Consider the following 26,557-nt stretch of genomic DNA (forward strand, 5'->3'; position numbering starts at 1 on the left):
CGCTACGCGTGATCGTCTCGACGCCCCCGACACCCCGGAGCCATCGTCCATGACCAGCCCGTCCCTGCGCGCCACGCCGGGGGTCCGCTTCCCGTGGCTGCTGGCCGGCGGCGGGTTGCTGCTGGTGGCGATCGCGTTGAGCCTGTTCGTCGGCGCCCGCACGATCAGTCCACTGGTGACGTTCGACGCCCTTGTCGGTGGCGGCGGCGAGCGCGACCACATCATCGTCCGGGAGATCCGCCTGCCGCGGACGCTGCTCGCCATCGCCGTCGGCGCAGCCCTCGCCGTGGCCGGTTGCCTCATGCAGGGCTTGACCCGCAATCCGCTCGCCTCACCGGAACTGCTCGGCATCGGGCACGGCGCCTCGTTCGCCATCGTCCTTGCGATCTACTTCGCCGGCGTCGAAAGCCCGCAGGGGTACGTGTGGTTCGCTCTACTCGGGGCCGCTGTCTCCGCCGTCGTGGTGTACGTACTCGCCGGTGCGGGCTCACGGAGCGCTACCCCCATCCGGCTGGCCATTTCCGGCACGGTACTGGCGACGGCGGCGTTGTCGTGGACGCAGACCGTGATGGCCCTGGACCGGCGTACCCTCGACGAGGCGCGGTTCTGGATCGCCGGGTCCATCGCCGGCCGACCGATCGGTGTGCTGACCGCGGTGCTGCCGTTCCTCGTCGTCGGCGCGGTCCTCGCGATCGTCCTGGTCCGGGCGCTCGACGCCCTCGCCCTGGGCGACGACGCCGCCGTGGCCCTCGGCTTCGACCCGCTGCGGCATCGCCTGCTCGGCGCCGTCGCCGTCACGTTGCTCGCCGGGGGCGCGGTCGCCGCCGCCGGACCGCTGGCCTTCATCGGCCTCGCCGCACCGCACCTGGCGCGCCAGCTCTGCGGGCCGGAGCACCGCGTCCTGCTGCCCGCCTGCGCCATCCTCGGCCCGGCACTGCTGTTGCTCGCCGACGTCATCGGCCGGGTCGTGCTGTTCCCCCTCGAACTCGAAGCCGGCATCGTCACCGCGCTGCTCGGCGCCCCCGTTTTGATCATCCTTGTCCGTCGTGTCCGGCTGGTGAGCGGATGAGCGTCACCGATCGGGCCACCCCCCTCCTGGTCGACGCGTCACCACGTCCCGCGAAGCGGCCCGTGCTGTGGGCTGCGCTGTGGACCACCGTGACACTGGCCGGCACCGTCGTGTTCGGCCTGTGGGCGTTGACGTTGGGCGACTATCCGATCAGCATGCTGGACGCCGCCCGCGCCGTCGTCGGCGACGGGCATCGCGCCGATCTCCTGGTGGTCCAACAGTGGCGGCTGCCCCGGGTGCTGGCCGCAGTACTCGCTGGCGCGGCGTTCGCCGCCAGCGGGGCGCTGCTGCAGGCGTTGCTGCGCAACCCGCTCGCGTCGCCCGACGTCATCGGCGTCAACATGGGCGCGACGGCGGTCGCGGTCGCCGCCATCATCATCGGCGTACCGGGGGTCCTGGTACCCGGCGGAGCGCTGCTCGGCGCCGTCGCCGCGGCGGCCCTGCTCGTCGGCCTCGCCTGGCGCAACGGCATCGGCGCCGACCGCCTGGTACTCGTCGGGATCGGCCTGCACACCGCCCTGTACGCGGTGAAGACCTTCCTGGTGCTGCGGTTCCCCGACGACCTGGTGCAGTCCGCGGTGTTGTGGACCGTCGGGACCCTGTACAACCGCACCTGGACCGAGGTCGCCGTCGCCGCGGTCGCCGTCGCAGTGCTGACGCCGACGGCGCTGGTCCTGCTCCGCCTGCTCGCCGTGCTGGACCTCGGCGACGACCTCGCCGCCGGCCTCGGCCTGCGGGTGCGACTGGTGCGACTCGGGATTGTCGCCGCTGCCGTGGCGTTCGCCGCGGTCGGCGTCGGGCTCGGCGGACCGCTGCCGTTCATCGCGCTCGCGGTGCCCTTCCTCGCCCGGCTGATCGCCGGTCCGCTCTCCCCGCGCACGTTCGTGCTGGCGCTCGTCCTCGGCGCGGCGGTGCTGCTCGGCGCCGACGTGACGGCCCAGCATGCGCTGCCCACCGCCCTGCCGGCCGGCGTGGTCACCGCCTCCGTCGGCGCACCGCTGTTCTTCTGGCTGCTCTGGCGGCACCACCGCGGAAAGGCACGGACATGACAAGTCTTTCGGCGCGCGACCTCACCCTCGCCTACGACGGCAAAGTGATCATCGACGGACTCGACGTCAACGTCCCGACCGGCGGCTACACCGTCATCGTCGGCCCGAACGCGTGCGGCAAGTCGACCCTCCTGCGCGGACTGGCGCGGCTGCTCGCCCCCCGGCGGGGCACCGTCCTGCTCGACGGCGCCGACATCGCCCGGACCCCGACGAAGCAGGTCGCACGCCGCCTCGGCCTGCTGCCCCAGGCCCCGGTGACCCCCGCCGGGATCACCGTGGAGGCGCTCGTACGCCGGGGCCGCTTCCCGCACCACGGGCTGCTGCGCGGCTGGAGCAGCGGCGACTCCGACGCTGTCGAGGCCGCCCTGGGCCGCACCGAGCTGCTGCACCTGCGTACCCGGATGGTCGACGAGCTGTCCGGCGGCCAGCGCCAGCGGGCCTGGATCGCCCTGGCCCTCGCCCAGGACACACCGCTGCTGCTGCTCGACGAACCCACCACGTACCTCGACCTGCGTCATCAGTTGGACGTGCTGGACCTGCTCGCGGGCCTCACCCACGACGGCCGCACGGTGGTTGCGGTGCTGCACGACCTCAACCAGGCCTGCCGATACGCCGACCATCTGCTCGTCATGAAGGACGGCCGGCTGGTCGCCGCCGGAGCGCCCACCGAGATCCTCACCGCCGATCTCGTCCACGACGTGTTCGACCTGCCGTGCCTGGTCATCGACGACCCGGTCACTGGTACCCCCCTCGTGGTGCCGCACGACCGCCGCGAGCGGTCGGCGGCATCCCCGTCCGCCGTCGGCGACGTCGCCGACTCGGTCAGATCATGAAATTCGAGAGGACCACCATGAGAAGTTCGTTCACCCTCCGCCGCGTCACCGCGGTCGCCGGCCTGATGGCGCTCACCGCGCTGACGGCCGCATGCGGTGGCACCTCGAAGGACGCGCCGGCCGCGAGCGCGTCCAGCGCCGGGACGTTCCCGCGCACCATCACGCACGCCATGGGCACCACCACCATCGACAAGCAGCCGCAGCGCGTCGTCGTGCTCGACACACCGGAAGCTGGAGCGGCGCTGCTCGTCGGCGTGAAGCCGATCGCCGCCGTCTCCGTCGACCCGGTCGCCAAGACCTACCCGGTCCACCTGCAGAAGGACCTGACCGGGGTGCCGGACGTCGGGCCGCTGGAGGAACCCAACATCGACAAGATCTTGTCGCTGAAGCCGGATCTGATCCTGTCCTCCAAGATCCGCCACGAGAAGATCTACGACCGGCTCAGCCAGATCGCCCCCACCGTCTTCGCCGAGGCCCCCGGTGACGGCTGGAAGGAGAACGTCGCCCTCTTCGCCAAGGCCCTCGGCAAGGACAAGGAAGCCGAGACGGCGATCGCCGCGTACCAGGAGCGGGCCAAGAAGATCGGTGCGGCGATCACCGCCAAGAACGGTGGCAAGGCGCCCACGATCTCCGTCGTCCGGTTCGTCGACGGACCGACCCGCCTCTACCAGCCCAGCAGCTTCAGCGGTGTCGTCGTAGCCGACACCGGCCTGCCCCGCCCCGCCTCTCAGCAGGACCCCAAAGAGGTCATCACCGAGATCGGACCGGAGCTGATCGACCGCGCCGAGGGTGACTACGTCTTCGTCTGCACCTACGGCGACCCCGCCACCACCCAGCAGAAGGCATTCCTCGCCAGCCCGCTGTGGGCCAACTTGACCGCGGTCAAGAACAACCGCGTCACCAACGTCAGCGACGACACCTGGATGACCGGCATCGGCATCCAGGGCGCCCACCTCATCCTCGACGACATCGCCAAGGCCGCCGGCGTCGAACCGCTGCGCTGACCGTGCCGCCCGGCCGGCGGGCCAGCGGGCCTCGCCGGCCGGGCGGTCACGCCGGAGTCGCGACAGGAAGGACTGCAAAACATGGCAACCCTCACCGTCGCCCCGTGGCGGCTGTTCACGGTGGACGTGCGAACGGTTCGCCGACTCAGCCCGTCTTTCGTACGTGTCACGTTCACCGGTCCCGACCTCGACCGCTTCTGCGACAACGGTTACGACCAACGCGTAAAGCTCGTCTTCCCCCTGCCCGGCTCCGGATTCGCCGGGCTGCCCACCGGCGAAGGTTGGTACCAGCGGTGGCGGTCACTGCCCGAAACGACCCGCAACCCGATCCGGACCTACACCGCCCGTGCGGTCCGCCCCCACCTCAACGAGGTCGATGTCGACTTCGCCGTCCACGGTGACAGTGGTCCCGCGTCGCGGTGGGCGCTGCGGGCGCGACCCCGCGACGTGCTGGCGATCCTCGGCCCCGACGCCGGCTACGACGGCGACCACGGCGGTGTGGAGTTCCGCCCGCCTAAGCACGTCGGGTCGCTGCTGATCGCCGGCGACGAGACGGCTGTACCGGCCATCGGCGCCATCCTCGAACGGCTACCCCGCAACGCCTACGGCGAGGCCTTCCTGGAGGTCCCGGACCGCGCCGACGTTCTGCCGACGCAGGCGCCACCAGGCATCTGCGTGACGTGGCTGGTCCGGGACGCCGGTACCCACGGAAGCCGCCTCGTACCGGCCGTGACCGCCGCGGCGACCCGACCGCTCACCCGGCCGACGGCACCCGCGGCACCACTGGACGACGTCGACGTCGACACCGGCATCCTGTGGGAAGTACCCACTGCCAGGGCCGCAGCGCCTCTGTACGCCTGGCTCGCCGGTGAAGCCGGCGTCATACGCACGCTGCGACGGCTGTTGGTGTCTGAATGCGGGATCGACCGACGGTCGGTGGCGTTCATGGGCTACTGGAGACTCGGCCGCCCGGACGAAGAGTGACCGGCCGCGTCAACAGCGGCGTGCCTACCCCCGGGTGACGTGCGCGCGCCGGGGTGCGACACGTCCCGGCTGATGGCAGTCTGGCCCGGGCGGCCGGGCCCGCGCAGTACGGTTACGGCGCGCAACGGTTTGTGAGCAGGTGCGGGAGGAGAGCCGGGAATGGCCGAGGACATCACCACCACCGACGAGTGGCGGGCGCTGGCGGCGCACGCGGAGAAGCTGCGGGACGCGCACCTGCGCGATCTGTTCGCCGCCGACCCGGACCGCGGTGAGCGGCTGGCCGGTGAGCTGGCGGACCTGCACGTCGACTACAGCAAGAACCTGGTCACCGACGAGACGTTGACCCTGCTCGCCGCCCTGGCGGGCCGGGCCCGGCTGACCGAGCGGATCGCGGCGATGTTCTCCGGCGCGCACATCAACACCACGGAGGACCGGGCGGTGCTGCACACCGCGCTGCGCGAGCCGGCGGGTGCGACGCTGACCGTGGACGGCCGGGACGTGGTGGCCGACGTGCACGCCGTGCTCGACCGGATGGCGGCGTTCGCCGAGCGGGTCCGCTCCGGCGAGTGGGTCGGGCACACCGGCGAGCGGATCCGCACGGTGGTCAACATCGGCATCGGCGGCTCCGACCTGGGGCCGGTGATGGCGTACGAGGCGCTGCGGGCGTACCGGGACGCCGGGATCGTCTGCCGGTTCGTCTCCAACATCGACCCCACGGACATCGCCGAGGCGACCGCCGACCTGGACCCGGCGAGCACCCTGTTCGTGGTGGTGTCGAAGACGTTCTCCACCCAGGAGACGCTGGCCAACGCGCGGCAGGCCCGCGACTGGCTGCTCGCCGGCCTCGGTGGCGACGCCTCGGCGGTGGCCCGGCACTTCGTCGCGGTCAGCACCAACGAGCAGCGGGTACGGGACTTCGGCATCGACCCGGCGAACATGTTCGGCTTCTGGGACTGGGTGGGCGGGCGGTACTCGCTGCCCTCGGCCGTCGGGCTGTCGGTGATGCTGGCGGTCGGACCGGCGCGGTTCCGGGAGCTGCTGGCCGGGTACCACGCCGTCGACGAGCACTTCCGCACCACGCCGGTGGAGCGCAACGTGCCGGCGCTGCTCGGGCTGCTCAACGTCTGGTACACCAACTTCCTCGGCGCGCAGACCCACGCGGTGCTGCCGTACTCGCAGTACCTGCACCGGTTCCCGGCGTACCTGCAACAGCTCACGATGGAGAGCAACGGCAAGTCGGTGACGCTGGACGGCACGCGGGTGTCGTACGACACCGGGGAGATCTTCTGGGGCGAGCCGGGCACCAACGGCCAGCACGCCTTCTACCAGCTCATCCACCAGGGGACCCGGCTGGTCCCGGCGGACTTCATCGGGTTCAGCCGGCCCACGCACGACCTGGGCGACATGCACGACCTGTTCATGTCGAACTTCTTCGCGCAGACCGCCGCGCTGGCGTTCGGCCGCACCCGGGAACAGGTCGAGGCCGAGGGCACCCCGGCGGAGCTGGCGGAGCACAAGGTGATGCCGGGCAACCACCCGACCACCTCGATCGTCGCCGCGGAGCTGACCCCGGCCGTGCTCGGCCAGCTCATCGCGCTGTACGAGCACATCGTGTTCACCGAGGGCGCGATCTGGGACATCAACCCGTTCGACCAGTGGGGCGTGGAGCTGGGCAAGGTGATGGCCAACCAGCTCGCGCCGCTGCTCGCCGGCGACGAGGCCGACCTGTCCGGGCTGGACTCCTCGACCCGCGCCCTGATCGCCCGGTACCGGGCGCAGCGGCGCGCCACCGACTGACCGGCACCCGGTCCACGGAACCGGCCGGCGCCCTCGCGGCGCCGGCCGGTTTTTTTTGGAGCTACCACGGGTCGCCGGTGACTTTTGTCATCGGGATCCGTGCGGCACGCATCCGCTGTCATGACTAACTGCACTGGGGACGGACGGGTTCGGCGCACGAGACTCGTATCCGTCGCCGGGCAACGGAACCGGCCGAGATCGCGGAGGGGGTCACGGTGGACGAGCGCTACGACAACTACTGCGCCGCGGACCGGCTCTTCTACGACTCGCTGGGCAGCGCGGTGGCCCAGCCGGCGTTCGCCGCCGCCGAGCGGGACGTGCCGGCGGGCTGGCGTCGTGAGCCGCTCGACGACTGGCTGATCCACGCCCCGGACGGCGGCTCGCTGCCCCAGCAGGGCTGGAAGATCCACGTGTCGGCCACCCTCGCCAACGCCGAGCGGGTGCTCGACGCGGTGTGGGACTACTGCGTGCCGCGCGGGCTGTCGTTCAAGTTCCTGCGCGGGCCGCGCACCCTGCTGCTGCGCAACTCCAAGTACGCCTCGCGCTCGGCCAGCGGCAAGTTCGTCACCATCTACCCCCAGGACACCGACGAGCTGGAGCTGGCCTGCAAGGAACTCGACGCGCTGCTCGCCGGCGAGGCCGGGCCGTACATCCTCACCGACCTGCGCTACGGCGCGGGGCCGGTGCACGTGCGCTACGGCGGATTCGCCCGCCGCTACTGCCTCTCCCCGGACGGGCAGGTCGTCCCCGCGATCGCCGACGACTCCGGCACGCTGGTGCCCGACCGCCGCGACCCGGTGTTCCACCTGCCGCAGTGGGTGCCCCTGCCGGACTTCCTCGCCCCGCACCTGGCCGCCCGCAACGCCACCAGCACCACCGAGGTCCCGTACAAGATCGAGAAGGTCATCCACTTCTCCAACGGCGGCGGCCTGTACGTGGGCCGGGACCTGCGCACCGGCACCGAGGTCGTGCTCAAGGAGGCCCGCCCGCACGCCGGCCTGGACGCCGACGGCACCGACGCGGTGGCCCGGCTGGACCGGGAGGCCACCGCCCTGCGCCGCCTCGCCGACCTGCCCCAGGTGCCCGCGGTGCACGACGAGTTCGCCATCGGCGAGCACCGGTTCCTGGCCCTGGAGTTCATCGAGGGCCGGTCGCTGAACAAGGTGGTCGTCGACCGGTACCCGCTGATCGACGCCGACGCCACCGACGCCGACCGGGCCGAGTACGCCCGCTGGGCGCGTGACGTCCTGGCACAGGTCGAGTCGATCGTCGCGGCGGTCCACGAGCGCGGGCTGGTCTACGGCGACCTGCACCTGTTCAACATCATGGTCCGCCCCGACGACCGGGTGGCGCTTGTCGACTTCGAGGTCGCCGCCCCGATCGAGGGGCACCGCCGGCCCGGCCTGCGCAACCAGGGGTTCGCCGCACCCGGCGACCGGACCGGCCCGGCCGTCGACCGGTACGCGCTGGCCTGCCTGCGCCTGGCGCTGTTCCTCCCGCTGACCCAGCTCGTCCGGCTCTCCCCGGACAAGGTCGCCCACCTCGCCGACATCGTCGCCGAGAACTTCCCGGTCCCCAGCGACTGGCTGGCCGAGGCGGTCACCGAGATCACCGGCGCCCAGCGCCAGGACGCAGACGGCGGCACGGGCGGCGGCGACACCGTCGACGTGACCGGCGACTGGCCCGGAGTGCGGGGAGGAATCCGCACCGCGATCCTCGCCAGCGCCACCCCGCACCGCGACGACCGGCTCTTCCCCGGCGACATCGAGCAGTTCCGCAGCGGCGGGCTCAACCTCGCCCACGGCGCGGCCGGGGTGCTGCACGCCCTCGCCGTCAGCGGCGCGGGCCGGTTCCCCGAGCACGAACAGTGGCTGGCCCGGCGGGCCACCGCCCGCGCGTCGGGCACCCGGCTGGGCTTCTACGACGGCCTGCACGGGGTGGCGTACGCGCTGGAGCACCTGGGCCGCCGCTCCGACGCCCTCGACGTGCTCGACATCTGCCTGCGGGAGTCCTGGACCGAGCTGGACCTGAGCCTGGCCAACGGGCTGTCCGGCATCGCCCTCAACCTCGCCGAGCTGGCCGGGCGCACCGGGGAGACCGCGCTGCGCGACGCCGCCGACAAGACCACCGCCGCCGTGGTCGACCGGCTCGCCGACGACCCCGGCCCGGACGTCAGCGGCGGCCGGCACCCGTACGCCGGGTTGCTGCGCGGGCGCACCGGAGCGGCGCTGCTGCTGGTGCGGATGCACGAGCTGACCGGCGACCCGGCGCTGCTGGAGCACGCCGCCACCGCGCTGCGGCAGGACCTGCGCCGGTGCGTGGTCCGCCCGAACGGGGCGCTGGAGGTCAACGAGGGCTGGCGCACCATGCCGTACCTCGGGCAGGGCAGCGTCGGCATCGGCCTGGTGCTCGACCAGTACCTGCGCCACCGCGCCGACGAGCGCTTCGCCGAGGCCAGCGCCGGGGTGCGCCGGGCCGCCCGGTCCCCGTTCTACGCCCAGTCCGGCCTCTTCGCCGGCCGGGCCGGGATCATCGCGTACCTGGCCACGTTCCCCGACGCCGACGGCCGCCACGAACTGGACGCGCAGCTGCGCCGGCTCGGCTGGCACGCGCTGCCGTACGGCGGCGGGATCGCCTTCCCCGGCGAGCAGCTCCTGCGGCTCTCCATGGACCTGGGCACCGGCACCGCCGGGGTGCTGCTCGCGCTGGCCTGCGCGCGACACGACGAGCCGGCGACCCTGCCCTTCCTCGCGCCGCTGGCCGGCGCGCCCGAACTCCCCCGCAGCCGCGGGGGCGACCACGACCCGCTACCCCACGGGGGGAGGTGATTCGACATGGCGCTCCTGGACCTCCAGGGCCTCGAGATGGCCCCGGCCGACCGCACCAGCGGCTCCAGCGCGAGCCTGCTGCTCTGCGGCGACAGCGGACTCTCCGTCACCACCTGCAACTGACCCCATCCATCGCACCACTTCGAAAGGACGTGATCCGACATGGCGCTCCTCGACCTGCAGGGCCTCGAGATGGCCCCGGCCGACCGCAACGGCGGCGGCTCCAACGCGAGCCTGCTGCTCTGCGGCGACAGCGGACTCTCCGTCACCACCTGCAACTGACCCAGGTCGTTCCAGCGGGGCCCCGGGTGGACAGACGTGTCCACCCGGGGCCGCCCGCCGTTTCCGGGGAGGGCCGATGCGCAACCGCGACGGGCTGTTCCGGCAGGCCGCCCGCGACGCCGGGGGGTGGACCTGGGCGCTGGGCGCGGTCACCCTGACCGGCGCCGTCGCCGAGCTGCTGCTGCCCGCGGCGCTCGGCCTGGCCGTCGACGCGGCCCTGACCGGCGGGACCCGCTGGTGGCCGGTGGCCGTCTGCGCCCTGGTCGCCGTCCTCGTGGCCACCGACACCCTCGGCGACCTGGCCAGCGGGTACGGTGCCGCCCGCGCCACCGCCCGGCTGCGCGGCCGGCTGCTGCGGCACCTGTTCGCCCTCGACGTGCGCGCCGCCCGCCGGTACCCGGTCGGCGACCTCGTGGGCCGGCTGGTCGGGCAGGCCGCCGACGCCGGCCAGGCCGGCAACACCATCGCGCTGGGCGCGATCGCCCTGCTGCCCCCGCTGGGCAGCGTCGTCGCGCTCACCCTGATCGAGCCGGCGCTGGGGATCACCCTGCTCGCCGGTCTCCTGCTGCTCGCCGGCCTGATGCGCGCGTTCGTCACCGACGCGTCGGCGGCCACCGCCGGCTACCAGAGGGCCCTGAACCGGATCGCCGGCCGGCTGCTGGAGTCCCTCGCGGGCGCGCGGACCATCGCCGCCGCCGGGACCCGGCGGCGGGAGCAGGCGCGGGTGCTCGCGGGCCTGCCGGAGCTGGGCGGGCACGGCCGGCGCGGCTGGGAGCTGTTGGCCCGGGCCAGCGCCCGCACGGCCGCCGTCGCGCCGCTGCTGCAACTGGCCGTGATCGCCGTCGGCGGGTACGCCCTGACGGCCGGCTGGCTCACCCCCGGCCAGCTCGTCTCGGCGGTCCGCTACGCGGCGACCGGCGCCGGGCTGGGCGCGGTGCTGGCCACCCTGAACCGTCTCGTACGCAGCCGCGCCGGTGCCGCCCGGGTCGCCGAGCTGCTGAGCCAGCCCGCGCCGGCCGACGGCGACCGTCCGCTGCCGCCGGGCCGGGGGGCGCTGCGGCTGCACGGCGTGAGCGTGTACGGCGACGACGGCCGGCCCGTCCTCGACGGCGTCGACCTGACCGTCCCGGCCGGCGCCACGGTGGCCGTGGTCGGGCCGTCCGGCGCCGGCAAGTCCACCCTCGCCGCCGTCGCCGGCCGGCTGCACGACCCCGACGCCGGGCAAGTGCGGCTCGACGGGATGCCGCTGACCCGGCTGGACCCGGCCGACCTGCGCCGGGCCGTCGGGTACGCCTTCGACCGACCGGCCCTGGTGGGCGCGACCGTGCACGACGCGATCGGCCTGGCGCTGCCCCCGCAGCAGGCCGCGCCGCCGGCCGACGGCTCCCCTGCCACCTTCGCCGTGCGGCGGGCGGCCGAGGCGGCGGCGGTGGACGACGTCGTCGCCCGGCTGCCGCAGGGCTTCCGCACCCCGCTGGCCGACGCGCCGTTCTCCGGCGGCGAGGCGCAACGGCTCGGGCTGGCCCGGGCGTTCGCCGGGGCGCAGCGGCTGCTGATCCTCGACGACGCCACGTCCAGCCTGGACACCGTCACCGAGCACCGGATCTCCCGGGCGGTGGCGGGGCGGCCGGGCGAGCGTACCCGCCTCGTGGTCACCCACCGGGCCGCGACGGCGGCGGCGGCCGACCTGGTGGCCTGGCTGGACGGCGGGCGGCTGCGCGCCCTCGCCCCGCACGCGCGGCTCTGGGCCGACCCGGCGTACCGGGCGGTCTTCCGCGCCGACGGGGAGGCCGGGTGAGCGCGCCGGGTGAGCGCGCCGGGCGGGCCGGCGCGGCGTCGCCCGGGGTGGGGCGGGCGACGTGGACGGCGCTGCGCGCCCGGCGGTCGGCCGTGGCGCGGCTCGCCGGCTGGTCGGCCGTGGAGGCCCTGCCCACGCTGCTCTCCGGCGCCCTGGTGGCGCGGGCCGTCGACGGGGGCTTCCTGGCCGGGCGGCTCGGCGCGGGGCTGGGCTGGCTGGCGGCGCTGGCCGCGGCGGTGCTCGTCGGCGCGGTGGCGACCGGCCGGACGTACCGCAGCCTCGGCGCGGTGGTCGAGCCGTTCCGCGACGACCTCGCCGCCCGGGTGGTCGGGGCCGCCCTGCGGGATGCCACCCGCTGCGGTGGTCGCCCGGATACCGCCGCGGCGGCCCGGCTGACCCACCAGGTGGAGCTGGTCCGGGACACCTTCGCCGGCCTGCTGATGGTGACCCGGGGGTTCCTGTTCACCGCCGGCGCGGCCCTGCTCGGGCTGCTCGCCCTCGACCCGATGGTGACGGCACTGGTCGCCGTGCCCCTGCTCACCGGGCTGGTCGTGTTCCTGGCCGCGCTCCCGGCGATGGCCGGGCAACAGCGCCGGTACGTGCGCGCCGGCGAGGAGCTCGGCCGGGCCGCCGCGGCCACACTGTCCGGGCACCGGGACGTGCGGGCCTGTGGCGCCGCCGGGCGCGTCGTCGCCGGCGTGGGCGTCCGGGTGGCCGACCAGGCCGCCGCCGAGCGGACGCTGGCCCGGATGTCCGCCGTGCGCAGCCTAAGCCTCGGTCTCGGCGGCTGGCTGCCGGTGGCGGTGCTGCTGCTCGCCGCGCCGTGGCTGGTCGACCGGGGCCTCACCGCCGGGGCGGTGCTCGGCGCGCTGGTGTACGTCTCCACGGGCCTCCAGCCCGCCCTGCACGCGCTGGTGCAGGGCATCGGGGGCGGCGGCCTGCGCTACGTGGTCACCCTGGACCGCATTCTGCGGACCTGCCCCGACGACGCGGGCGACGACCGGGGCGACGACGCGGGCGCGGCGGGACGGCACGACACGGGCGACGACGCGGCGGGACGGCACGACGCCAACAACGCCTCCGCCCGGCCCGTCGGCGCACCGGCCGTGCTGGCCCGGGGACTGACCTTCCGGTACGGCGTCGCGGCCCGGCCGGTGCTGCGGGACGCCACCCTGGCCCTAAGCGACGGGCAGCACCTCGCCGTGGTCGGGGCGAGCGGGGCGGGCAAGTCCACCCTGGCCGCGCTGCTGTCCGGGCTGCTCGCGCCGCAGGCCGGCACGGTACGCCTCGGCGGGGTTCCGGTCGCCGACGCCCCGCCGGAGGCGCTGGCCCGCCTACGGGTGCTGGTGCCCCAGGAGGCGTACGTCTTCACCGGCCCCCTCGCCGACAACCTGCGCTACCTGCGGCCGGGGGCCGACGACGCCACGGTCACGGCCGCCCTCGACGCCCTCGGGGCAGGCCCGCTGGCCGCCCGGCTCGGCGGGCTGGCCGGGGAGGTGACGCCTGCGGCGCTCTCGGCCGGCGAACGGCAGTTGATCGCCGCGGTGCGGGCGTACCTCTCCCCCGCCCCGCTGGTGCTCCTCGACGAGGCGACCTGCCACCTGGACCCGGCGACCGAGGCGACGGTCGAGGACGCCTTCGCCCGCCGGCCCGGCACGCTCGTGGTGATCGCCCACCGGATCAGCTCGGCCGTCCGGGCCCGCCGGGTGCTGGTGCTCGACGGCGAGCGCCCGGTCACGGGCACCCACGAGGAGTTGCTGGCCCGGTCGGCGACGTACCGGGAACTGGTCGGCCACTGGGACGACCGGCCGGCGGGACGACCGGCCCCGGTCACGAGGGGCTGACCATCCCACCGGCCCCGTGCGCGCAGCCCGACCGGCCTCAGATCCAGCCGGACTCGCGGGCGAGCCGGACCGCCTCGATCCGGGTGCGCGCCCCGGTCTTGCGGGCGATCCGCCCGAGGTGGTTGCGGACCGTGCCGCAGGACAGCCGCAGCGACCCGGCCACCTCGGCGACCGGGGCACCGGCGGCGGTCAGCCGCAGCACCTCGGTCTCCCGGGCGGTCAGCGGGCAGTCGGCGGCGAGCGCCGCCATGACGAGTTCGGCGTCGACCACCGATTCCCGCCGGGCGAGCCGGCGGACCCCGTCGACCACCCGTTGCGGGGCCACGTCGCTGGCCAGGATGCCGACGGTCCGCCCCGGGGCGAACACGCTGTGCAGACCCCGGACGCGGCGCGGGTCGGCCAGCACCAGCAGCGGGCACCGCTGGATCGCCGCCGGCCCCACCGCCTCCGGGTCACCATTGATCAGATCGAAATCCACCACCGCGACGTCCGGCTGACCGGCGCGGACGGCCTGGTCGACCGCGTCGCCGCGGCCCACCTCGGCCACCACGTGGATATCCTCCTCGGCTGCGAGGACGAGCGACAACGCGCCTCGGACCAGGGCACCGTCCAGGGCAAGCAGGGTACGGATCACGTCGGACCTCTCCCAGGCGTCTCGGCACATCACAGATCGTGAACATCTAAACACGAATTCCACTGCGCCGCCCGGCGAGCGGACGGGCCCCGACCTGCCTCGCCGCAGCCCCGTGTGCGCGACTACAACCACCCCTCGTGCTGCGCCAGGCGGACCGCCTCCATCCGGTTGCGGGCCCCCGTCTTGTGCATGACCGCCGAGAGGTGGTTGCGCACCGTCCCGTGCGCCAGGAAGAGCCGACGGGCGATCTCCTTCAGCGGTACGCCCTCGGCGGCCTCCCGCAGCACCTCCCGCTCGCGCCGGGTCAGCGGGTTCGCCGGCGGGCTGAGCACGGCCACGGCGGCGGACGGGTCGATCACCCGTTCCCCGGCCGCGGTGGTGCGGACGGCGCGGACCAGCTCCGACAACGCGACGTCCTTGCTGACCAGCCCGCGTGCCCCGGCGGCCAGGGCCGCCTCGACCAACGGCGGGCTCCAGCGGTGGCTCATCGCCAGCACGGCCGTCCCCGGTGCCTCGGCGACCACCCTGGCCACCACCGCCGCCGCCGGCTCGGGCGCGTCCGGTTTCAGCTCCAGCACCAACACGTCGGGACTTTCCCGGCGCAGCACCGGCCACAGTTCGCCGATGCCGGCGGCGTCGGCGATCACCTCGATGTCCTCCTCGCTCGACAGCGCGGCGCGCAGTGCGCTGCGCAGCAGTCCCATCTTCTCGGCCACGACGACGTGGATCAGCACGAATCTCCGATCTCGGGTACGCGCCGCGCCGGCCATCCCGGCTCGGTACCGGCGGGCGGAGGCGGTGCGCGCGGGAGGAGCTGCCCCTGGTGGACGCTGCGGGACCCATTCGGCCACGTCGCGCGGTGCGGACGGCACGGGGGCCGACGACTGCGGGACGGGTCCTGCCGAGACATCGTCGAGGCTCACCCGCCGCTCGCTCACCCCGGCATTGTGCCGCCCGCAGGGCGGCGACGGCGGTACCCCAGCGGCCGGACACCGCGATATCGGCGACCCGGTGGCGCGAGGCAGGCAGGCGAGGGAGGTGGCGCGGGCGCTGGCCCCGACGGGTCGTCACCGGCGGCTGCCCCCGCCGGTGACCGAGCTGCCGACCGAGGTGACCGGCCAGCCCCGGGGCGTCATCGTCCAGACGGCGAACTGATCGATTCCGCGCTACAGCTACGCAGCCCCTGGGGAATTGCAATTATTGGGGCAAGTATTCCGAACGCCATCCGATGCCGACGGGTCGCGCTGACCGAGGGTGACCACAGCCGGGAGCACACCCGGCCTTCGACACAGCTCAGCGACACATCGGCCGCCCGGAGTGTCTACGGACGGAAACCGTGGGTCACCGGAGGCCCGCCTCGCCGCCCGACCGGGACCGCCGGGCACCACGGTCACGGGTTGACGGGCCGCACCCCCAAGGCAATCATGACTGTCACTGGGTTGCGATTATCGCGATTCCGGATCGACGGCTTTTCCCACGTCAGCGGGACTATTCGTGCGGTCCGTGCAACGCGTGTCGGCCACCGTTCCGCGGGCCCTGGAAAAGGCCGCCGGAACACCGTCAGGAACGAGCGAGGAGTCCGCCGGTGAACGGGAACGACGAAGCTCCCGCGCCGCCCCGGCCACTGCCGGCGGCGCGCCCTGATCGACCGGAGGAGCGCCTCGCCCTGCACGGCGGCGCGCCCGTCCGGCGTACCCCCTGGCCCACATACGACAAGGGCGCCGTCTTCGTCCACCCCGAGGACGAGGAGGCCGCCTGCCGGGCCGTGCGCAGCCACCTCTACTTCCGGTACGACCACCGTCCGCAGCACGAGACCGAGTGCGGCCGGTTCGAGGACGAACTGTGCCGCTTCTTCGGCACTCGGCACGCTCTCGCCGTGTCCAGCGGCACCGCCGCCCTCGCCCTGGCCATCATGGCGGCGCGGGTGCCCCCGGGCTCCCTGGTGGCCTGCCCCGGGTTCACGTTCGTCGCCACGCCGAGCGCGATCGTCATGGCCGGCTGCCAGCCGTTCCTGGTGGAGGTCGACGAGGACCTGCGGATGGACCTCGACGACCTGCGCCGCCGCTGGCACCCGGGGATCGGGGCGATCCTCGTGGTGCACATGCGCGGCTTCGCCGCCGACGCCGAGGCCCTCGCCGGGTTCGCCGCCGAGATGGGCGTGCCGCTGATCGAGGACGCGGTGCCCGCCCTCGGCGCGGAACTGGACGGCCGCAAGCTCGGCACGTTCGGGATCGCCGGGGCGTTCAGCACCCAGTCGGACAAGGCGCTCAACTGCGGCGAGGGCGGCTTCCTGGTCACCGACGACACGGAACTGTTCGCCCGCGCGGTGGCGCTGTCCGGAGCGTACGAGGGGCGGCTGCGACGGCACTTCCCCGACGGCGAGCCGCCGCTGACCGGCCTGGACCTGCCCCTGCTCAGCCTGCGCATGGACGAGATCCGGGCGGCGCTGCTGCGCGCCGAGATGACCCGGCTGCCGCAGCGGTTGCGGTTGTTCCACCGCAACTACGGGCACGTCGCCGCCGCGCTGGCCGACCTGCCGGGCATCGCGATCCGCCGGCCGGTCGCCCCGGGCGCGTACCTCGGGGAGGCGTTCGTGTTCCGGGTGCCCGGCGGCGACGCCGACTGGTTCGCCCGCGCGCTGTGCCAAGAGGGCATCGACGCGCGCAACATCGGCGCCGACGACGACCTCAACGTCCGCGCGTTCTGGAACTGGCGGTTCGTGTACGACACCGACGACGTCGACGCGATCCGGGCGATGCTGCCGCGCACCACCGGGTACCTGCGCGAGGCGGTGGACGTGCCGTTGTCGTCCAACCTGACCCTGAACGACTGCGACGACCTGGTGCGGGCCGTACGCAAGGTCGCCGCCGCCGCGCCCCCACCGACCGCCGCCGCGCCGCCGGCCGGCACCACGTCGGCACCGGTCGGCGCGGGGGAGCCGGCGGGCCGATGACGCAGACCGCCACCCGCGCCGTGCCGCGCCTGGCCCTGGTCGGCATCTTCGGCGGACTGTTCGCCGGCTACCTGGGCCTCACTGCCGTGATCCCGGTGCTGCCCGGGTACCTGCGCGACCGGCACGACGCCGGGGACCTGGTCGTCGGGCTGGTCGTCACGGTCACGGCCGTGACCGCGCTGCTCGTGCGGCCGGTGGCCGGCGCGCTGGCCGACCGGTACGGCCACCGCGCCGTGATGCTCACCGGCGCGCTCGTCGTGGGCCTCGGCGGGCTGCTCTACCTCCTGCCGCTCACGGTGCCGGTGCTGGTCGCGGTGCGGCTGCTGCTCGGCGCGGGCGAGGCGGCCCTGTTCACCGCCGGGGCGGTGTGGACGGTGGCCCTGGCCCCGCACCACCGCCGGGGCCAGCTCATCGGTTTGTACGGAGTCAGCATGTGGGGCGGCATCTCCGCCGGCACGTTCCTCGGCGCCACCCTGCAACAGGTCTCCTACCCCGCCGTCTGGGCGCTCGCCGCCGCCGCTCCCCTGCTGGCCGCCGCCCTGATCGCCCTGGTCCCGGTGCCTCGCCGGGAGCCCGGGGCCGCCCCGGCCAAGGGCGGCGGCGGGCTGCTGCTGCGCCCGGCGCTGCTGCCCGGCACCGCGCTCGCCCTCGGCGCCGCCGGGTACGCCGGCCTCGCCGCGTTCGTCGTGCTGCACCTGGACGCGCGCGGGATCGGCTCCGGCGTGCTGGTGCTGAGCTGCTTCAGCGCCGTGTACGCCGGCACCCGCCTGGTCATCGGGCACCTGCCCGACAGGCTGGGCCCCCGCCGGGTGGCGGCCTGGTCCGCGGCCGGCGAGGCGGTCGGCCTGACGATCGTGGCCCTCGCGCCGAACCTGCCCGTCGCCGTGGCCGGCGGGGTGGTCACCGGCGTCGGCTTCTCGCTGCTGCACCCGTCGCTGGCGCTGATGGTGATGAACCGGGCCGGCCCGGGCCGGCAGGGGGCGGCGATCGGGGCGTACACCTCGTTCTGGGACCTGGGGCTGGCGGTGTGGGGGCCGGTGACCGGCCTGGTCGCGGGGCGGTTCGACTATCCCGCCGTGTTCGGCGTCGGCGCGGCCTGCGCCGTCGCGGCGGCGGCCACGGCGGCGTGGATCGGCCGCCCGGCGGCCGGCACCGGCGGGCCCGGCGGCGAACGGACGGAGGCCCGCGCGGCATGAGCGACCTGACGGTCCTGTGCGTCACCGGTTGGTGCCGCAACGGCAGCACCATCATCGGCAACGTCCTCAACGAGGTGCCCGGCTTCTTCCACGTCGGCGAGCTGCACTTCCTGTGGAAGAACTCCACCGGCCGGGGCGTCAACGACCGGTGCGGCTGCGGCCTGGCGCTGACGGCCTGCGACGTCTGGTCGCGGGTGCTGCCCGTCGGGCGGCCCGCCGGCATGTCGCCCGACGCGCACGCCGAGCAGGTGATCCACCGCCAGCGCTCGCGGGTCCGCACCCGGCACACCTGGCGGGTGCTGCACCGGGGCCTTTACGACGCCGAGATGCGCGCCCACGCCGAGCTGATGGGCCGGGTCTACCGGGCGATCGCCGAACGCACCGGCGCGCACACCATCGTGGACACCACGAAGATCCCCGGAGAGGCGGCGCTGCTGCCGTACCTGCCCGGGATCACCCCGTACTACGTGCACCTGGTCCGCGATCCGCGCGCCGTGGCGCACTCCTGGCGGGAGCCGAAGCAGTACGTGTACGCGATGTCGGCGGCGCGCAGCACCGCGTACTGGCACGGGTTCAACCTGGCCTCGGCGGCGATCACCCGGCGGCACCCGCAGCGGTCGACGCTGCTGCGCTACGAAACGTTCACCGCCGACCCGGCCGGCACCGTCGACGCGCTGCTGCGGCTGTGCGGCGCCGACCCGGCAGGCAACCCGGTGCGCGGGCGGACCGTCGAGCTGGGCACGAACCACACGGTGACCGGCAACCCGGACCGGTTCCGCACCGGGCCGACCGTGATCCGCGACAGCGACGACTCCTGGCGGCGCACCCTGTCGACCGCCAACCGGCTGGCCGCGACGGCGCTGGCCCAGCCCCTGTTCGCCCGCTACGGCTACCGGTCGGCCCGGTCCGGGGCGGCCCGGACGTCACCGACCAGCGGGAGGTAGCAGAAGTGGATCTCGGGCTCGAGGGACGGGTGGCGCTCGTCGCGGGCGGGTCCAGCGGCATCGGGCTGGCCTGCGCGAAGGAGTTCGCCGCCGAGGGCGCGCACGTGGCGATCTGCGGCCGGGACCCGGACCGGCTCGCCGCCGCCGAGCGGGAACTGGCCGGGGTGGCCACCGGCCGGGTCAGCGCAACCGCCGTGGACGTCACCGACGCCGACGCGGCCCGCCGTTGGGTGGACGGGGTGGCCGCCGACCTCGGCGGGGCGCACGTCCTGCTGGCCAGCGGCGGCAGCCCGCCGGTCGGTCCGGCCGCGCTGTTCGAGGCCGCCGACTACCGGGCCGCCGTCGACCGGGTGCTGCTGCCGGCGGTCGGGCTGGCCCTCGCGGCGCTGCCGCACCTGCGCGCCGCCGGCTGGGGACGGCTGATCTTCGTCGCCTCGGAGACCGCCGCCGTGCCGATCGCCCCGCTGGTGCTGTCCGGGATGACCCGGGCCGCCCTGGTCCGCTTCGCCCAGGGCCTCGCCGTCGACGTGGCCTGCGACCAGATCACCGTCAACGTGCTCGCCCCCGGCTCGGTGCGCACCCCGCCGATGGAGCGGGCCGCCGCCCGGCTCGCCGGCGACGGCGACGTCGAGAAGCAGCTCGCCGCCATGGGCCACCACAGCGCGCTGGGCCGGCTGGCCCGCCCCGAGGAGGTCGCCGCCGTGGCCGCGTTCCTGGCCAGCGAGCGGGCCTCGTTCGTCACCGCCGGGCTGCACCTGGTCGACGGCGGCGCGAGCGCCACCGGCCCGGACCTGCCGCACCTCACCGGCGTCCGCAGGGACACCTACGCCTGATCCCTTGACCGTCCCCCCTCCCCGGCGGCGGCCGACGCCGGCCGGCGGCACAGCACGAAGGAGTGCGCGATGTCCACGACCAGCCCCACGTTCACCGAGCGGGACGTCTCCGAGTTCTTCGACCAGACCACCCAGACGTACCTCAGCTTCTGGGACAGCGAAGGCGTGCTGCACACCGGCTACTTCGCCGACAACGCCGACACCGACTACCACGCCGCCGCCGACCGGACCTCCGACCGGCTGGCCGCCGAGGCGGGCATCGACGCCGGATCGACGGTGCTCGACGTCGGCTGCGGTTGCGGCAACTTCCTGCTCCGGCTCGCCGGGCAGACCGGCTGCCGGGGCGAGGGGCTGGACCTGAGCATCGAACGGGTCCGGTTCGCCCAGGCCAAGCTCGCCGAGCGGGGCACGCCGGGGGTCACCTTCCGGCACGGCTCGGCCACCACCATGCCGTACGCCCCGGGCGGCTTCAGCCACGTGGTCAGCCAGGACGCGCTGTTCCTGGTGCCGGACAAGCCGCGCAGCCACGCCGAGATGCACCGGGTGCTCGCCCCCGGCGGGATCCTCGCGATCACCGACTTCCTCCAGCCCACCACCGAGATCGGCGACGCCGCCCGCCGGCACGTCTACGACCGGGTGCGGTGGAGCGGCGGCTACTCCCTCGACGGGTACACCGAGGCGCTCACCACCGCCGGTTTCGAGGTGCTGACCGCCCGCAGCCTCGACACCCACATCCGGCAGACGTACCGGGTGCTCGGCGAGACCGCCCGGCAGCGGGCCGCCACCACCGACGACCCGGCCGCCCGGGAGTGGATCCTCGGCTTCGCCGCGTCCTGCGGCGAGATCCAGGCCGCCATCGACCGGGGCGAGTTCGGCTGGGGCATGTTCGTCGCCCGCAAGCCCGCCGCGCAGTGACGACCCGACCCGACCGGAAGGTGTGAGCCCGATGCAACGAACCGACGTCATCAAGCGCACGATCGCCGAGGTCGTCGAGGACCGGAAGAAGCAGCTCTCGCCGGGGCAGGTCTTCGTCGACGCCTTCGCCGAGCGGGGCTTCGACACCCGCGTCGACTACGACGTCACCATCACCGACTCGCTGACCAGTTCCCGGCGCAAGCCGCGCTACCCGTCGCGGAACATGCTGAAGGTGGTGGACCTGTCCCGCGACCCGCAGGAGTTCTACTGGCACGAGAGCCCCGCCCGCCCGGACGACCCGGCCGTCGACGGCGCGGACCTGCGGCGGGAGGCGGCCAACCACTTCCACCGCTCCCCGATCCCGCCGCTTCACACCACCAAGGCGTGGGTGCAGGTGCCGGACGGGCTGTGGGACGACCCGACCAGCTTCGCGGAGTTCATCAACTACCGGCTCGTGGTGCGGCTCGCCACCGCCGAGAACGTCACCATCCTGCGCGGCGAGGGCGGGCTGCTGACCATGCCGGACATCGCCCGGCTCACCGACGCGGGCCCGTTCGGCTCCACCATCCTGTCGGCCTGCAACGAGGTGGAGCAGAACGGCAGCACCGCCGACGGCCTGATCATCAACCCGGCGGACTACTACCGGCTGCTCGGCTCCGGCACGCTGATGCGCGACGTCGAGGAGAACGGCGTGTTCATCGTCCGGACCCGGCTGGTCGACCCGGGCACCGCGATCGTCGGCGACTTCGGCCACGGCGCGCTGCTGTTCGACGCCGGCCGGTCGATGATCTCCTTCGCCGAGCCACCGCCCGGCACGTTCGCCGAGCCCGGGGTGGCGCTGACCGCCGAGATCTACGAGCGGGTGGTGCTCAACCTGCCCACCTGCTTCTTCGTGGTCAGCCTCTAGGCCGCCCGCGATGTCGACGCCCGCGCCGCGCCCACCCGGCGACGACCCCGACGTGCTGGTCGTCGGCGCGGGCGTCGTCGGCCTGTTCTGCGCCTGGTTCCTGGCCCGCGCCGGCCACCGGGTCACCGTCGTCGACCGGGGCGAGGTCGGCGACCCGGCGGCCTGCTCGTCGGGGAACACCGGCTTCGTCGGCACGCAGGGCTCCGCGCCGCTGGCCGAGCCCGGCGTGCCGGCCAAGGGGCTGCGCTACCTGCTGAACCCGGAGAGCCCGTTCCACGTCCGGCCCCGCCTCGACGCGGCCCTGCTCGCCTGGCTGTGGCACTTCCGCCGGCGCTGCACCGAGCACGACGCCCGGGCGGCGTTCGACGTCCTGCTCACCCTCAAGCAGCGCAGCCTCGCCATCCTGCACGAGGTGTGCGCGGCGGGCCCGCTCGCCGACACCCTCACCGCACAGGGGATGCTGCTGGCCTGCAAGACCCCGGAGGGCTTCGCGGCGGCCCGCGCCTCGGTGCCGGCGGCCGTGGCCCGGGGCGTGCCGCTGCGGGTGCTCGACCCCGGCGAGCTGGCCGCCCTCGAACCGGGCGTCGAGTTCGACGTCGCCGGGGCGCTGCTCAACGCCGAGGGGGCCGCGCTGCGCATCCCCGCGTTCCTGGTCGCGTTCGCCGACGCGCTGCGGGCCGCCGGGGTGGACATCCGCACCCACACGGAGGTACGCGACTTCGAGGTGGCCGGCGACCGGGTGCGGGCCGTGCGCACCAGCGGCGGCGACCTGTACCCCGCCGAGGTGGTGATCGCCGCCGGGGTCTGGTCGGTCGCCTGCGCCCGCCGGCTCGGCGTCGACCTGATGCTCCAGCCCGCCAAGGGGTACGCGGTGACCGTCGCCGCCGGTGAGCACCCGCCCCGGCTGCCGATCCTGCTCAGCGAGGGCAAGGTGGCTGTCATGCCGCTGGGCGACCGGCTGCGGCTGGCCGGCACCCTGGAGCTGGTCGGGATGGACACCGGTGTCTCGCCGCGCCGCATCGACGGCATCGTGCGCACCGTCCGGTCGTACCTGCCGGGGCTGGACACCGACCGGCGGGTGCAGGTGTGGAGCGGACTGCGTCCCTGCACGCCGGACAGCCTGCCGCTGATCGGCCGCGCCGGGGCGTACCGGAACGTGTGCGTCGCCACCGGGCACGGCCACATCGGGATGGGCCTGGCCCCGGCCGGCGGCCGGCTGGTCGCCCAGCTCGTCGGCGGCGAACGCCCGGAGTTGGACCTCGCTGGATTCGCCGTGGACCGCTGGCGGCGCCGCTCGTCTCCCTGGAGGACCCGATGACCGACGCCCCGATCGGCGTGCTGTGCCTGGACACCTCCTTCGAGAAGATCCCCGGGCACATCCGCAACCCGGCCACCTTCGACTTTCCCGTCGTCTACCGGGTGGTCGAGGGGGCCACGCCGCAACGGCTGGTCCGGAAGGCCGACCCGACGCTGTTGGAGCCGTTCGTCGCGGCGGCGCGGGACCTGGAGGCCGCCGGGGTCGCCGGGATCACCGGCGCGTGCGGGTTCCTGGTGCTGTTCCAGGCCGAACTGGCCGCCGCCGTGTCGGTGCCGCTGTGGTCGTCCAGCCTGCTCCAGCTCCCGATGGCGCACCGGACGGTCGGCCGGCCGGTCGGGCTGCTCGTCGCCGACGAAGCCGCGCTCACCCCGCGCCACCTCGCCGCGATCGGCGCGGAACAGGTGCCGGTACGGGTGACCGGGATGGCCGGCCAGCCGGAGTTCCGCGAGGTGATGCTGGAGGGCCGTCGCGACGCCCTCGACGCCGACCGGCTCGAACGGGAGGTGCTCGACCGGGTCGAGCGGCTCGCCGAGGCGCATCCGGACCTCGGGGCGCTGGTGATCGAGTGCACCGACCTGGTGCCGTTCGCGCACACCATCCAGGCCCGGCTCGGCCTGCCGGTGTTCGACATCGTCACGCTCACGAACATGCTGCACGCCACGCTCACCCGCCGCCCGTACCGGGCCCGGGTGACGAGGTTCGGTGGTAGGCGCGTGTGACAACACCACCCGCGACATCGGTGTGCTGAGCGCGGGGCGGCTACGCCAAGTTTCCTCGAAGCCGGCCCCCAGGTCATCGGCCCCGGGCGTTGAGAGGCGGAGAACGAGCCGTGGGCCTCTGCCGTATGTTCGTACCCCGGGCGAGGGTGTGGCTGGCAGCCGGGAGGTGCTGCCGGTGCTGAGTATCCAGCGGGAGGACAGGTGGGCAGGAGTTCCTACCGGCCGGCCGACCTCGCGCGGGAGCACGGCATCTCGACGCAGTCCGTCCGCAACTACGAGCGCGACGGGGTGCTGCCCCCGGCCCAGCGCACGCCCAGCGGCTACCGCGTCTACACGACCGCACACGCCAGCGCGCTTCGCGCCTACCTGGCGCTGATCCCGGCGCACGGGTACGCCACCAGCGGCGAGATCATGCGCGCCGTCAACGCCGGTGACCTGGACACCGCGCTGCGGGCGATCGACCGCAGCCACGCCCAGCTACTGCGCGACCGCGAGACGCTCGACGCCGTCGAAGTGGCCGTGGGCCTGCTCACGGGGCCACCAGCGGCGAGCCGACCCGACCGTCCGCTGGCGATCGGGGGCCTCTCCCGCCGGATCGGCGTGACGTCGGCGGCCCTGCGCAAGTGGGAGCGGGCCGGCGTCCTCGCGCCGCGCCGGAGCTCCGCCACCGGCTACCGGCTGTACTCAGCCGACGACGTCCGCGACGCCGAACTGGCCCATCTGCTCCGGCGCGGCGGCTACCAGCTGGACCACATCGCCACGGTCGTGCGGCAGGTCCGCGACGCGGCCGGCACCGAACCGCTGGCCGCGTCCCTGGACAACTGGCGGCGGCGGCTCGCCGACCGGGGCCGGGCCATGCTCACCGCCGCCGTGCGACTCGCGGAGCACGTGTCCCCACCGGCCGACTGACGGTGCGGCGCGCCGCCAGCGTCCGGGCCTGTGCACCGTGTCGGAGCGGGCCCGCCGCGCCCGCGGGCCGGATCAGGCGTCGGGGCAGCGACCGGAGAGCGCGTAGCGCAGCAGGACGACGTCGCCGATCTGGCGGACCTCCGCGAGGCCGGCGCGGCGGCCGGGATGCCACGGGAACCGGCCCTCGCCGGGGAAGCGCGGCGCGCGGCGGTCGCCGACGAAGAACGGGGCGACCACCAGGTGCAGCTCGTCAGCGAGGCCCGCGCCGAGGAACAGGGTGTGCACGGCCGCCCCGCCCTCCACCATGAGCCGGCGCACCCCCCGGGCGGCGAGGTCGGCCAGCACCCGGCGGGGGGCGACCGGCTCGCCGCCGTCGGCGACCGTGGCCAGTGCGCCGAGCCGGTGCCGGGTCTCCGACAGCACCGACGTGGCGCAGTAGACGATCCGGTCTGCGTCACCGACGGTGAAGAACCGGGCCGCCGGGTCGAGGTCACCGCTTCCGGTGACGGTCACCTTCGTCGGCGACGGCGGCAGACCCCGAGCGGCTCGCTCCCGCCGGCGCTCCGGTGAGCGGATCACCAGGCGCGGGTCGTCGGCCCGGACGGTAGCCGCGCCGACGAGGATCGCGTCGCAGCCGGCCCGCACGGCGTCGACCCGGTCCAGGTCCGCCTCGTTGGACAGCAGCAGCCGCTGGTCGGTGGCGTCGTCGATGTAGCCGTCGATGGACATGGCGCAGCTGAGCAGCACGTACGGCCGCTCCGGCGGCGGTCGCCCGCCGGGCGCTGCGGTGGCTTCGGGCCCGGGCACCGGTCCGGCGTCCGACGGAGTCGGGGCGGTCACCGGACGAACGGAAGGTCGATGGTGTGGGCGGCCCGGTCCACCTTGGCCGCGAGGTACCCGGCGTTGGCCGCGGACAGGTGCAGCCCGGTGGGCACCCGCTCGGCCACCTCGACGCCGAGCCGGCGTAGCTGCTCGGCCTTGTCCGGGTTGTTGCTGAGCAGGGCCACCCGGCCGGCGCCCAGAGCCACCAGCATCTGCGCGGCGACGGTGTAGTCCCGCTCGTCCGCACCCCGGCCCAGCGCCTCGTTCGCCTCGTAGGTGTCCATCCCGGCGTCCTGCAGGGCGTACGCGTCGAGCTTGGCGTACAGGCCGATGCCGCGTCCCTCCTGGCGCAGGTAGAGCAGGAGCCCGCCGGCGTCGGCGATCCGCTCGACCGCCTCGCGCAGTTGCGGCCCGCAGTCGCACCGCTGGCTGCCGAACACGTCCCCGGTCAGGCACTCGCTGTGCGGGCGGACCAGCGGGGGCGGCCCGCCGACGGCGGCCCGGTCCAGCGCGACCGACCAGTCGCCGAGCCCGAACGCGAGGTGTTCCCGGCCGTCGACGAGCCCGTGGAACGAGAACACCCGGGCGGTGGTGGTGTAGCCGTCGGGGAAGCGCAGCGGCACCGGCACCTCGGTACGGATGGTCGCGACGGGCAGTGCTCCGGACATCGATCTCCTTCGTCGGACGGTCAACCGCTCACTCCGGTGCGCGACGCCCACCAGGCGGTCCGGGCGGTGGCACGGGGGGCCGCAGGCACGGCGGCCCCGGCGCTGGAGGGGGCTGGCGGGAACCGGCGGACCAGCAGCACCACGGCACCGGGCAGGCTCGCCACCAGCGCCAGCACCCCGTACACGGTGGCGGCGGCGACGCCCTGGGCGGCGGTCAGGCCGGCAGCGCCGAACGCCCACGCGGCCACCCC

The 26,557-nt window shown here is 74.6% G+C and carries 25 protein-coding genes and 1 pseudogene; 21 read left to right on the forward strand and 5 right to left on the reverse strand.

What is annotated here, in order from left to right; all coding sequences use genetic code 11:
• Window positions 1-49 precede the first annotated feature (49 nt).
• From E1258_RS02190 to E1258_RS02240, 11 genes are all read left to right on the forward strand, one after another.
• Window positions 50-1,069: an iron ABC transporter permease gene (locus E1258_RS02190; protein WP_165949606.1), complete on the forward strand. Its 1,020-nt coding sequence runs from the start codon at window positions 50-52 to the stop codon at window positions 1,067-1,069.
• Window positions 1,066-2,118 carry an iron chelate uptake ABC transporter family permease subunit gene (locus tag E1258_RS02195; protein ID WP_132396313.1) on the forward strand — a complete coding sequence of 351 codons (1,053 nt, stop codon included), beginning with the start codon at window positions 1,066-1,068 and terminating at the stop codon, window positions 2,116-2,118. The genes E1258_RS02190 and E1258_RS02195 overlap by 4 nt, the downstream gene beginning before the upstream one ends.
• Complete coding sequence (locus E1258_RS02200; RefSeq protein ID WP_132396315.1) at window positions 2,115-2,951, forward strand: ABC transporter ATP-binding protein; 837 nt, start codon at window positions 2,115-2,117, stop codon at window positions 2,949-2,951. The genes E1258_RS02195 and E1258_RS02200 overlap by 4 nt, the downstream gene beginning before the upstream one ends.
• A 17-nt stretch (window positions 2,952-2,968) precedes the next feature.
• On the forward strand, window positions 2,969-3,955 hold the full coding sequence (locus tag E1258_RS02205; protein ID WP_243715124.1) for an ABC transporter substrate-binding protein: 987 nt from the start codon (window positions 2,969-2,971) through the stop codon (window positions 3,953-3,955).
• A gap of 81 nt (window positions 3,956-4,036) precedes the next feature.
• Window positions 4,037-4,939, forward strand: a complete 903-nt coding sequence (locus tag E1258_RS02210) for a siderophore-interacting protein (RefSeq protein ID WP_132396319.1) — start codon at window positions 4,037-4,039, stop codon at window positions 4,937-4,939.
• 159 nt (window positions 4,940-5,098) lie between these two features.
• Window positions 5,099-6,736, forward strand: a complete 1,638-nt coding sequence (gene pgi / locus E1258_RS02215; RefSeq protein WP_132396321.1) for a glucose-6-phosphate isomerase — start codon at window positions 5,099-5,101, stop codon at window positions 6,734-6,736.
• A 215-nt stretch (window positions 6,737-6,951) separates the two neighbouring features.
• Window positions 6,952-9,564, forward strand: coding sequence for a class III lanthionine synthetase LanKC (gene lanKC / locus E1258_RS02220; protein ID WP_132396323.1), 2,613 nt, complete (start codon window positions 6,952-6,954; stop codon window positions 9,562-9,564).
• A gap of 6 nt (window positions 9,565-9,570) precedes the next feature.
• Window positions 9,571-9,687 carry a SapB/AmfS family lanthipeptide gene (locus E1258_RS02225; RefSeq protein ID WP_132396325.1) on the forward strand — a complete coding sequence of 39 codons (117 nt, stop codon included), beginning with the start codon at window positions 9,571-9,573 and terminating at the stop codon, window positions 9,685-9,687.
• 39 nt (window positions 9,688-9,726) lie between these two features.
• The gene (locus E1258_RS02230) at window positions 9,727-9,846 is read left to right on the forward strand and encodes a SapB/AmfS family lanthipeptide (protein ID WP_132396327.1); all 120 of its coding nucleotides are present in this window, start codon (window positions 9,727-9,729) and stop codon (window positions 9,844-9,846) included.
• 76 nt (window positions 9,847-9,922) lie between these two features.
• Window positions 9,923-11,644, forward strand: a complete 1,722-nt coding sequence (locus E1258_RS02235; protein ID WP_132396329.1) for an ABC transporter ATP-binding protein — start codon at window positions 9,923-9,925, stop codon at window positions 11,642-11,644.
• Window positions 11,641-13,488: an ABC transporter ATP-binding protein gene (locus tag E1258_RS02240; RefSeq protein ID WP_132396331.1), complete on the forward strand. Its 1,848-nt coding sequence runs from the start codon at window positions 11,641-11,643 to the stop codon at window positions 13,486-13,488. Before E1258_RS02235 ends, E1258_RS02240 begins: the two co-directional genes overlap by 4 nt.
• A 37-nt stretch (window positions 13,489-13,525) precedes the next feature.
• Here E1258_RS02240 and E1258_RS02245 read toward each other — a convergent pair whose 3' ends face one another.
• Both E1258_RS02245 and E1258_RS02250 read right to left on the reverse strand, forming a co-directional pair.
• A complete protein-coding gene (locus tag E1258_RS02245) occupies window positions 13,526-14,122 on the reverse strand; it encodes a response regulator transcription factor (protein ID WP_132396333.1) in 597 nt (198 codons plus the stop codon).
• Window positions 14,123-14,244: 122 nt separating this feature from the next.
• Window positions 14,245-15,060 carry a response regulator transcription factor gene (locus tag E1258_RS02250; RefSeq protein WP_243715125.1) on the reverse strand — a complete coding sequence of 272 codons (816 nt, stop codon included), beginning with the start codon at window positions 15,058-15,060 and terminating at the stop codon, window positions 14,245-14,247.
• A gap of 73 nt (window positions 15,061-15,133) precedes the next feature.
• Between E1258_RS02250 and E1258_RS33005 the strand changes: the two genes are divergently transcribed.
• The 10 genes from E1258_RS33005 to E1258_RS02295 all read left to right on the forward strand — a co-directional run bounded on the left by E1258_RS33005 (window position 15,134) and on the right by E1258_RS02295 (window position 24,816).
• A complete protein-coding gene (locus E1258_RS33005; RefSeq protein WP_165949607.1) occupies window positions 15,134-15,277 on the forward strand; it encodes a hypothetical protein in 144 nt (47 codons plus the stop codon).
• A gap of 430 nt (window positions 15,278-15,707) precedes the next feature.
• Window positions 15,708-17,075, forward strand: a complete 1,368-nt coding sequence (locus tag E1258_RS02255) for a DegT/DnrJ/EryC1/StrS aminotransferase family protein (RefSeq protein ID WP_132396335.1) — start codon at window positions 15,708-15,710, stop codon at window positions 17,073-17,075.
• On the forward strand, window positions 17,072-18,271 hold the full coding sequence (locus tag E1258_RS02260; RefSeq protein WP_132396337.1) for an MFS transporter: 1,200 nt from the start codon (window positions 17,072-17,074) through the stop codon (window positions 18,269-18,271). Before E1258_RS02255 ends, E1258_RS02260 begins: the two co-directional genes overlap by 4 nt.
• Window positions 18,268-19,215: a sulfotransferase gene (locus tag E1258_RS02265; RefSeq protein ID WP_132396339.1), complete on the forward strand. Its 948-nt coding sequence runs from the start codon at window positions 18,268-18,270 to the stop codon at window positions 19,213-19,215. The genes E1258_RS02260 and E1258_RS02265 overlap by 4 nt, the downstream gene beginning before the upstream one ends.
• Window positions 19,216-19,220: 5 nt before the next feature.
• Window positions 19,221-20,048: an SDR family NAD(P)-dependent oxidoreductase gene (locus E1258_RS02270; RefSeq protein WP_132396341.1), complete on the forward strand. Its 828-nt coding sequence runs from the start codon at window positions 19,221-19,223 to the stop codon at window positions 20,046-20,048.
• 69 nt (window positions 20,049-20,117) lie between these two features.
• Window positions 20,118-20,963, forward strand: a complete 846-nt coding sequence (locus E1258_RS02275; RefSeq protein WP_132396343.1) for a class I SAM-dependent methyltransferase — start codon at window positions 20,118-20,120, stop codon at window positions 20,961-20,963.
• Between the two features lie 31 nt (window positions 20,964-20,994).
• On the forward strand, window positions 20,995-21,870 hold the full coding sequence (locus tag E1258_RS02280) for a family 3 encapsulin nanocompartment shell protein (protein ID WP_132396345.1): 876 nt from the start codon (window positions 20,995-20,997) through the stop codon (window positions 21,868-21,870).
• 10 nt (window positions 21,871-21,880) lie between these two features.
• Window positions 21,881-23,188 (forward strand): FAD-binding oxidoreductase, encoded by a 1,308-nt coding sequence (locus E1258_RS02285; RefSeq protein ID WP_132396347.1) that lies wholly within the window; start codon window positions 21,881-21,883, stop codon window positions 23,186-23,188.
• Complete coding sequence (locus tag E1258_RS02290; protein WP_132396349.1) at window positions 23,185-23,907, forward strand: aspartate/glutamate racemase family protein; 723 nt, start codon at window positions 23,185-23,187, stop codon at window positions 23,905-23,907. Before E1258_RS02285 ends, E1258_RS02290 begins: the two co-directional genes overlap by 4 nt.
• A gap of 201 nt (window positions 23,908-24,108) precedes the next feature.
• Window positions 24,109-24,816, forward strand: coding sequence for a MerR family transcriptional regulator (locus E1258_RS02295; protein ID WP_132396351.1), 708 nt, complete (start codon window positions 24,109-24,111; stop codon window positions 24,814-24,816).
• A gap of 72 nt (window positions 24,817-24,888) precedes the next feature.
• Here E1258_RS02295 and E1258_RS02300 read toward each other — a convergent pair whose 3' ends face one another.
• The 3 genes and pseudogenes from E1258_RS02300 to E1258_RS34255 form a co-directional block, all read right to left on the reverse strand.
• Entirely contained in the window at window positions 24,889-25,563 is a 675-nt protein-coding gene (locus E1258_RS02300) for a dihydrofolate reductase family protein (RefSeq protein ID WP_256370950.1), read from the reverse strand.
• 89 nt (window positions 25,564-25,652) lie between these two features.
• Window positions 25,653-26,306, reverse strand: coding sequence for a GTP cyclohydrolase II (gene ribA / locus E1258_RS02305; RefSeq protein ID WP_132396353.1), 654 nt, complete (start codon window positions 26,304-26,306; stop codon window positions 25,653-25,655).
• A 20-nt stretch (window positions 26,307-26,326) separates the two neighbouring features.
• Window positions 26,327-26,557 (reverse strand): annotated as a pseudogene (locus tag E1258_RS34255) (hypothetical protein); the annotation flags it as partial.

This window comes from Micromonospora sp. KC207 (assembly GCF_004348615.1).
GTDB lineage: Bacteria > Actinomycetota > Actinomycetes > Mycobacteriales > Micromonosporaceae > Micromonospora.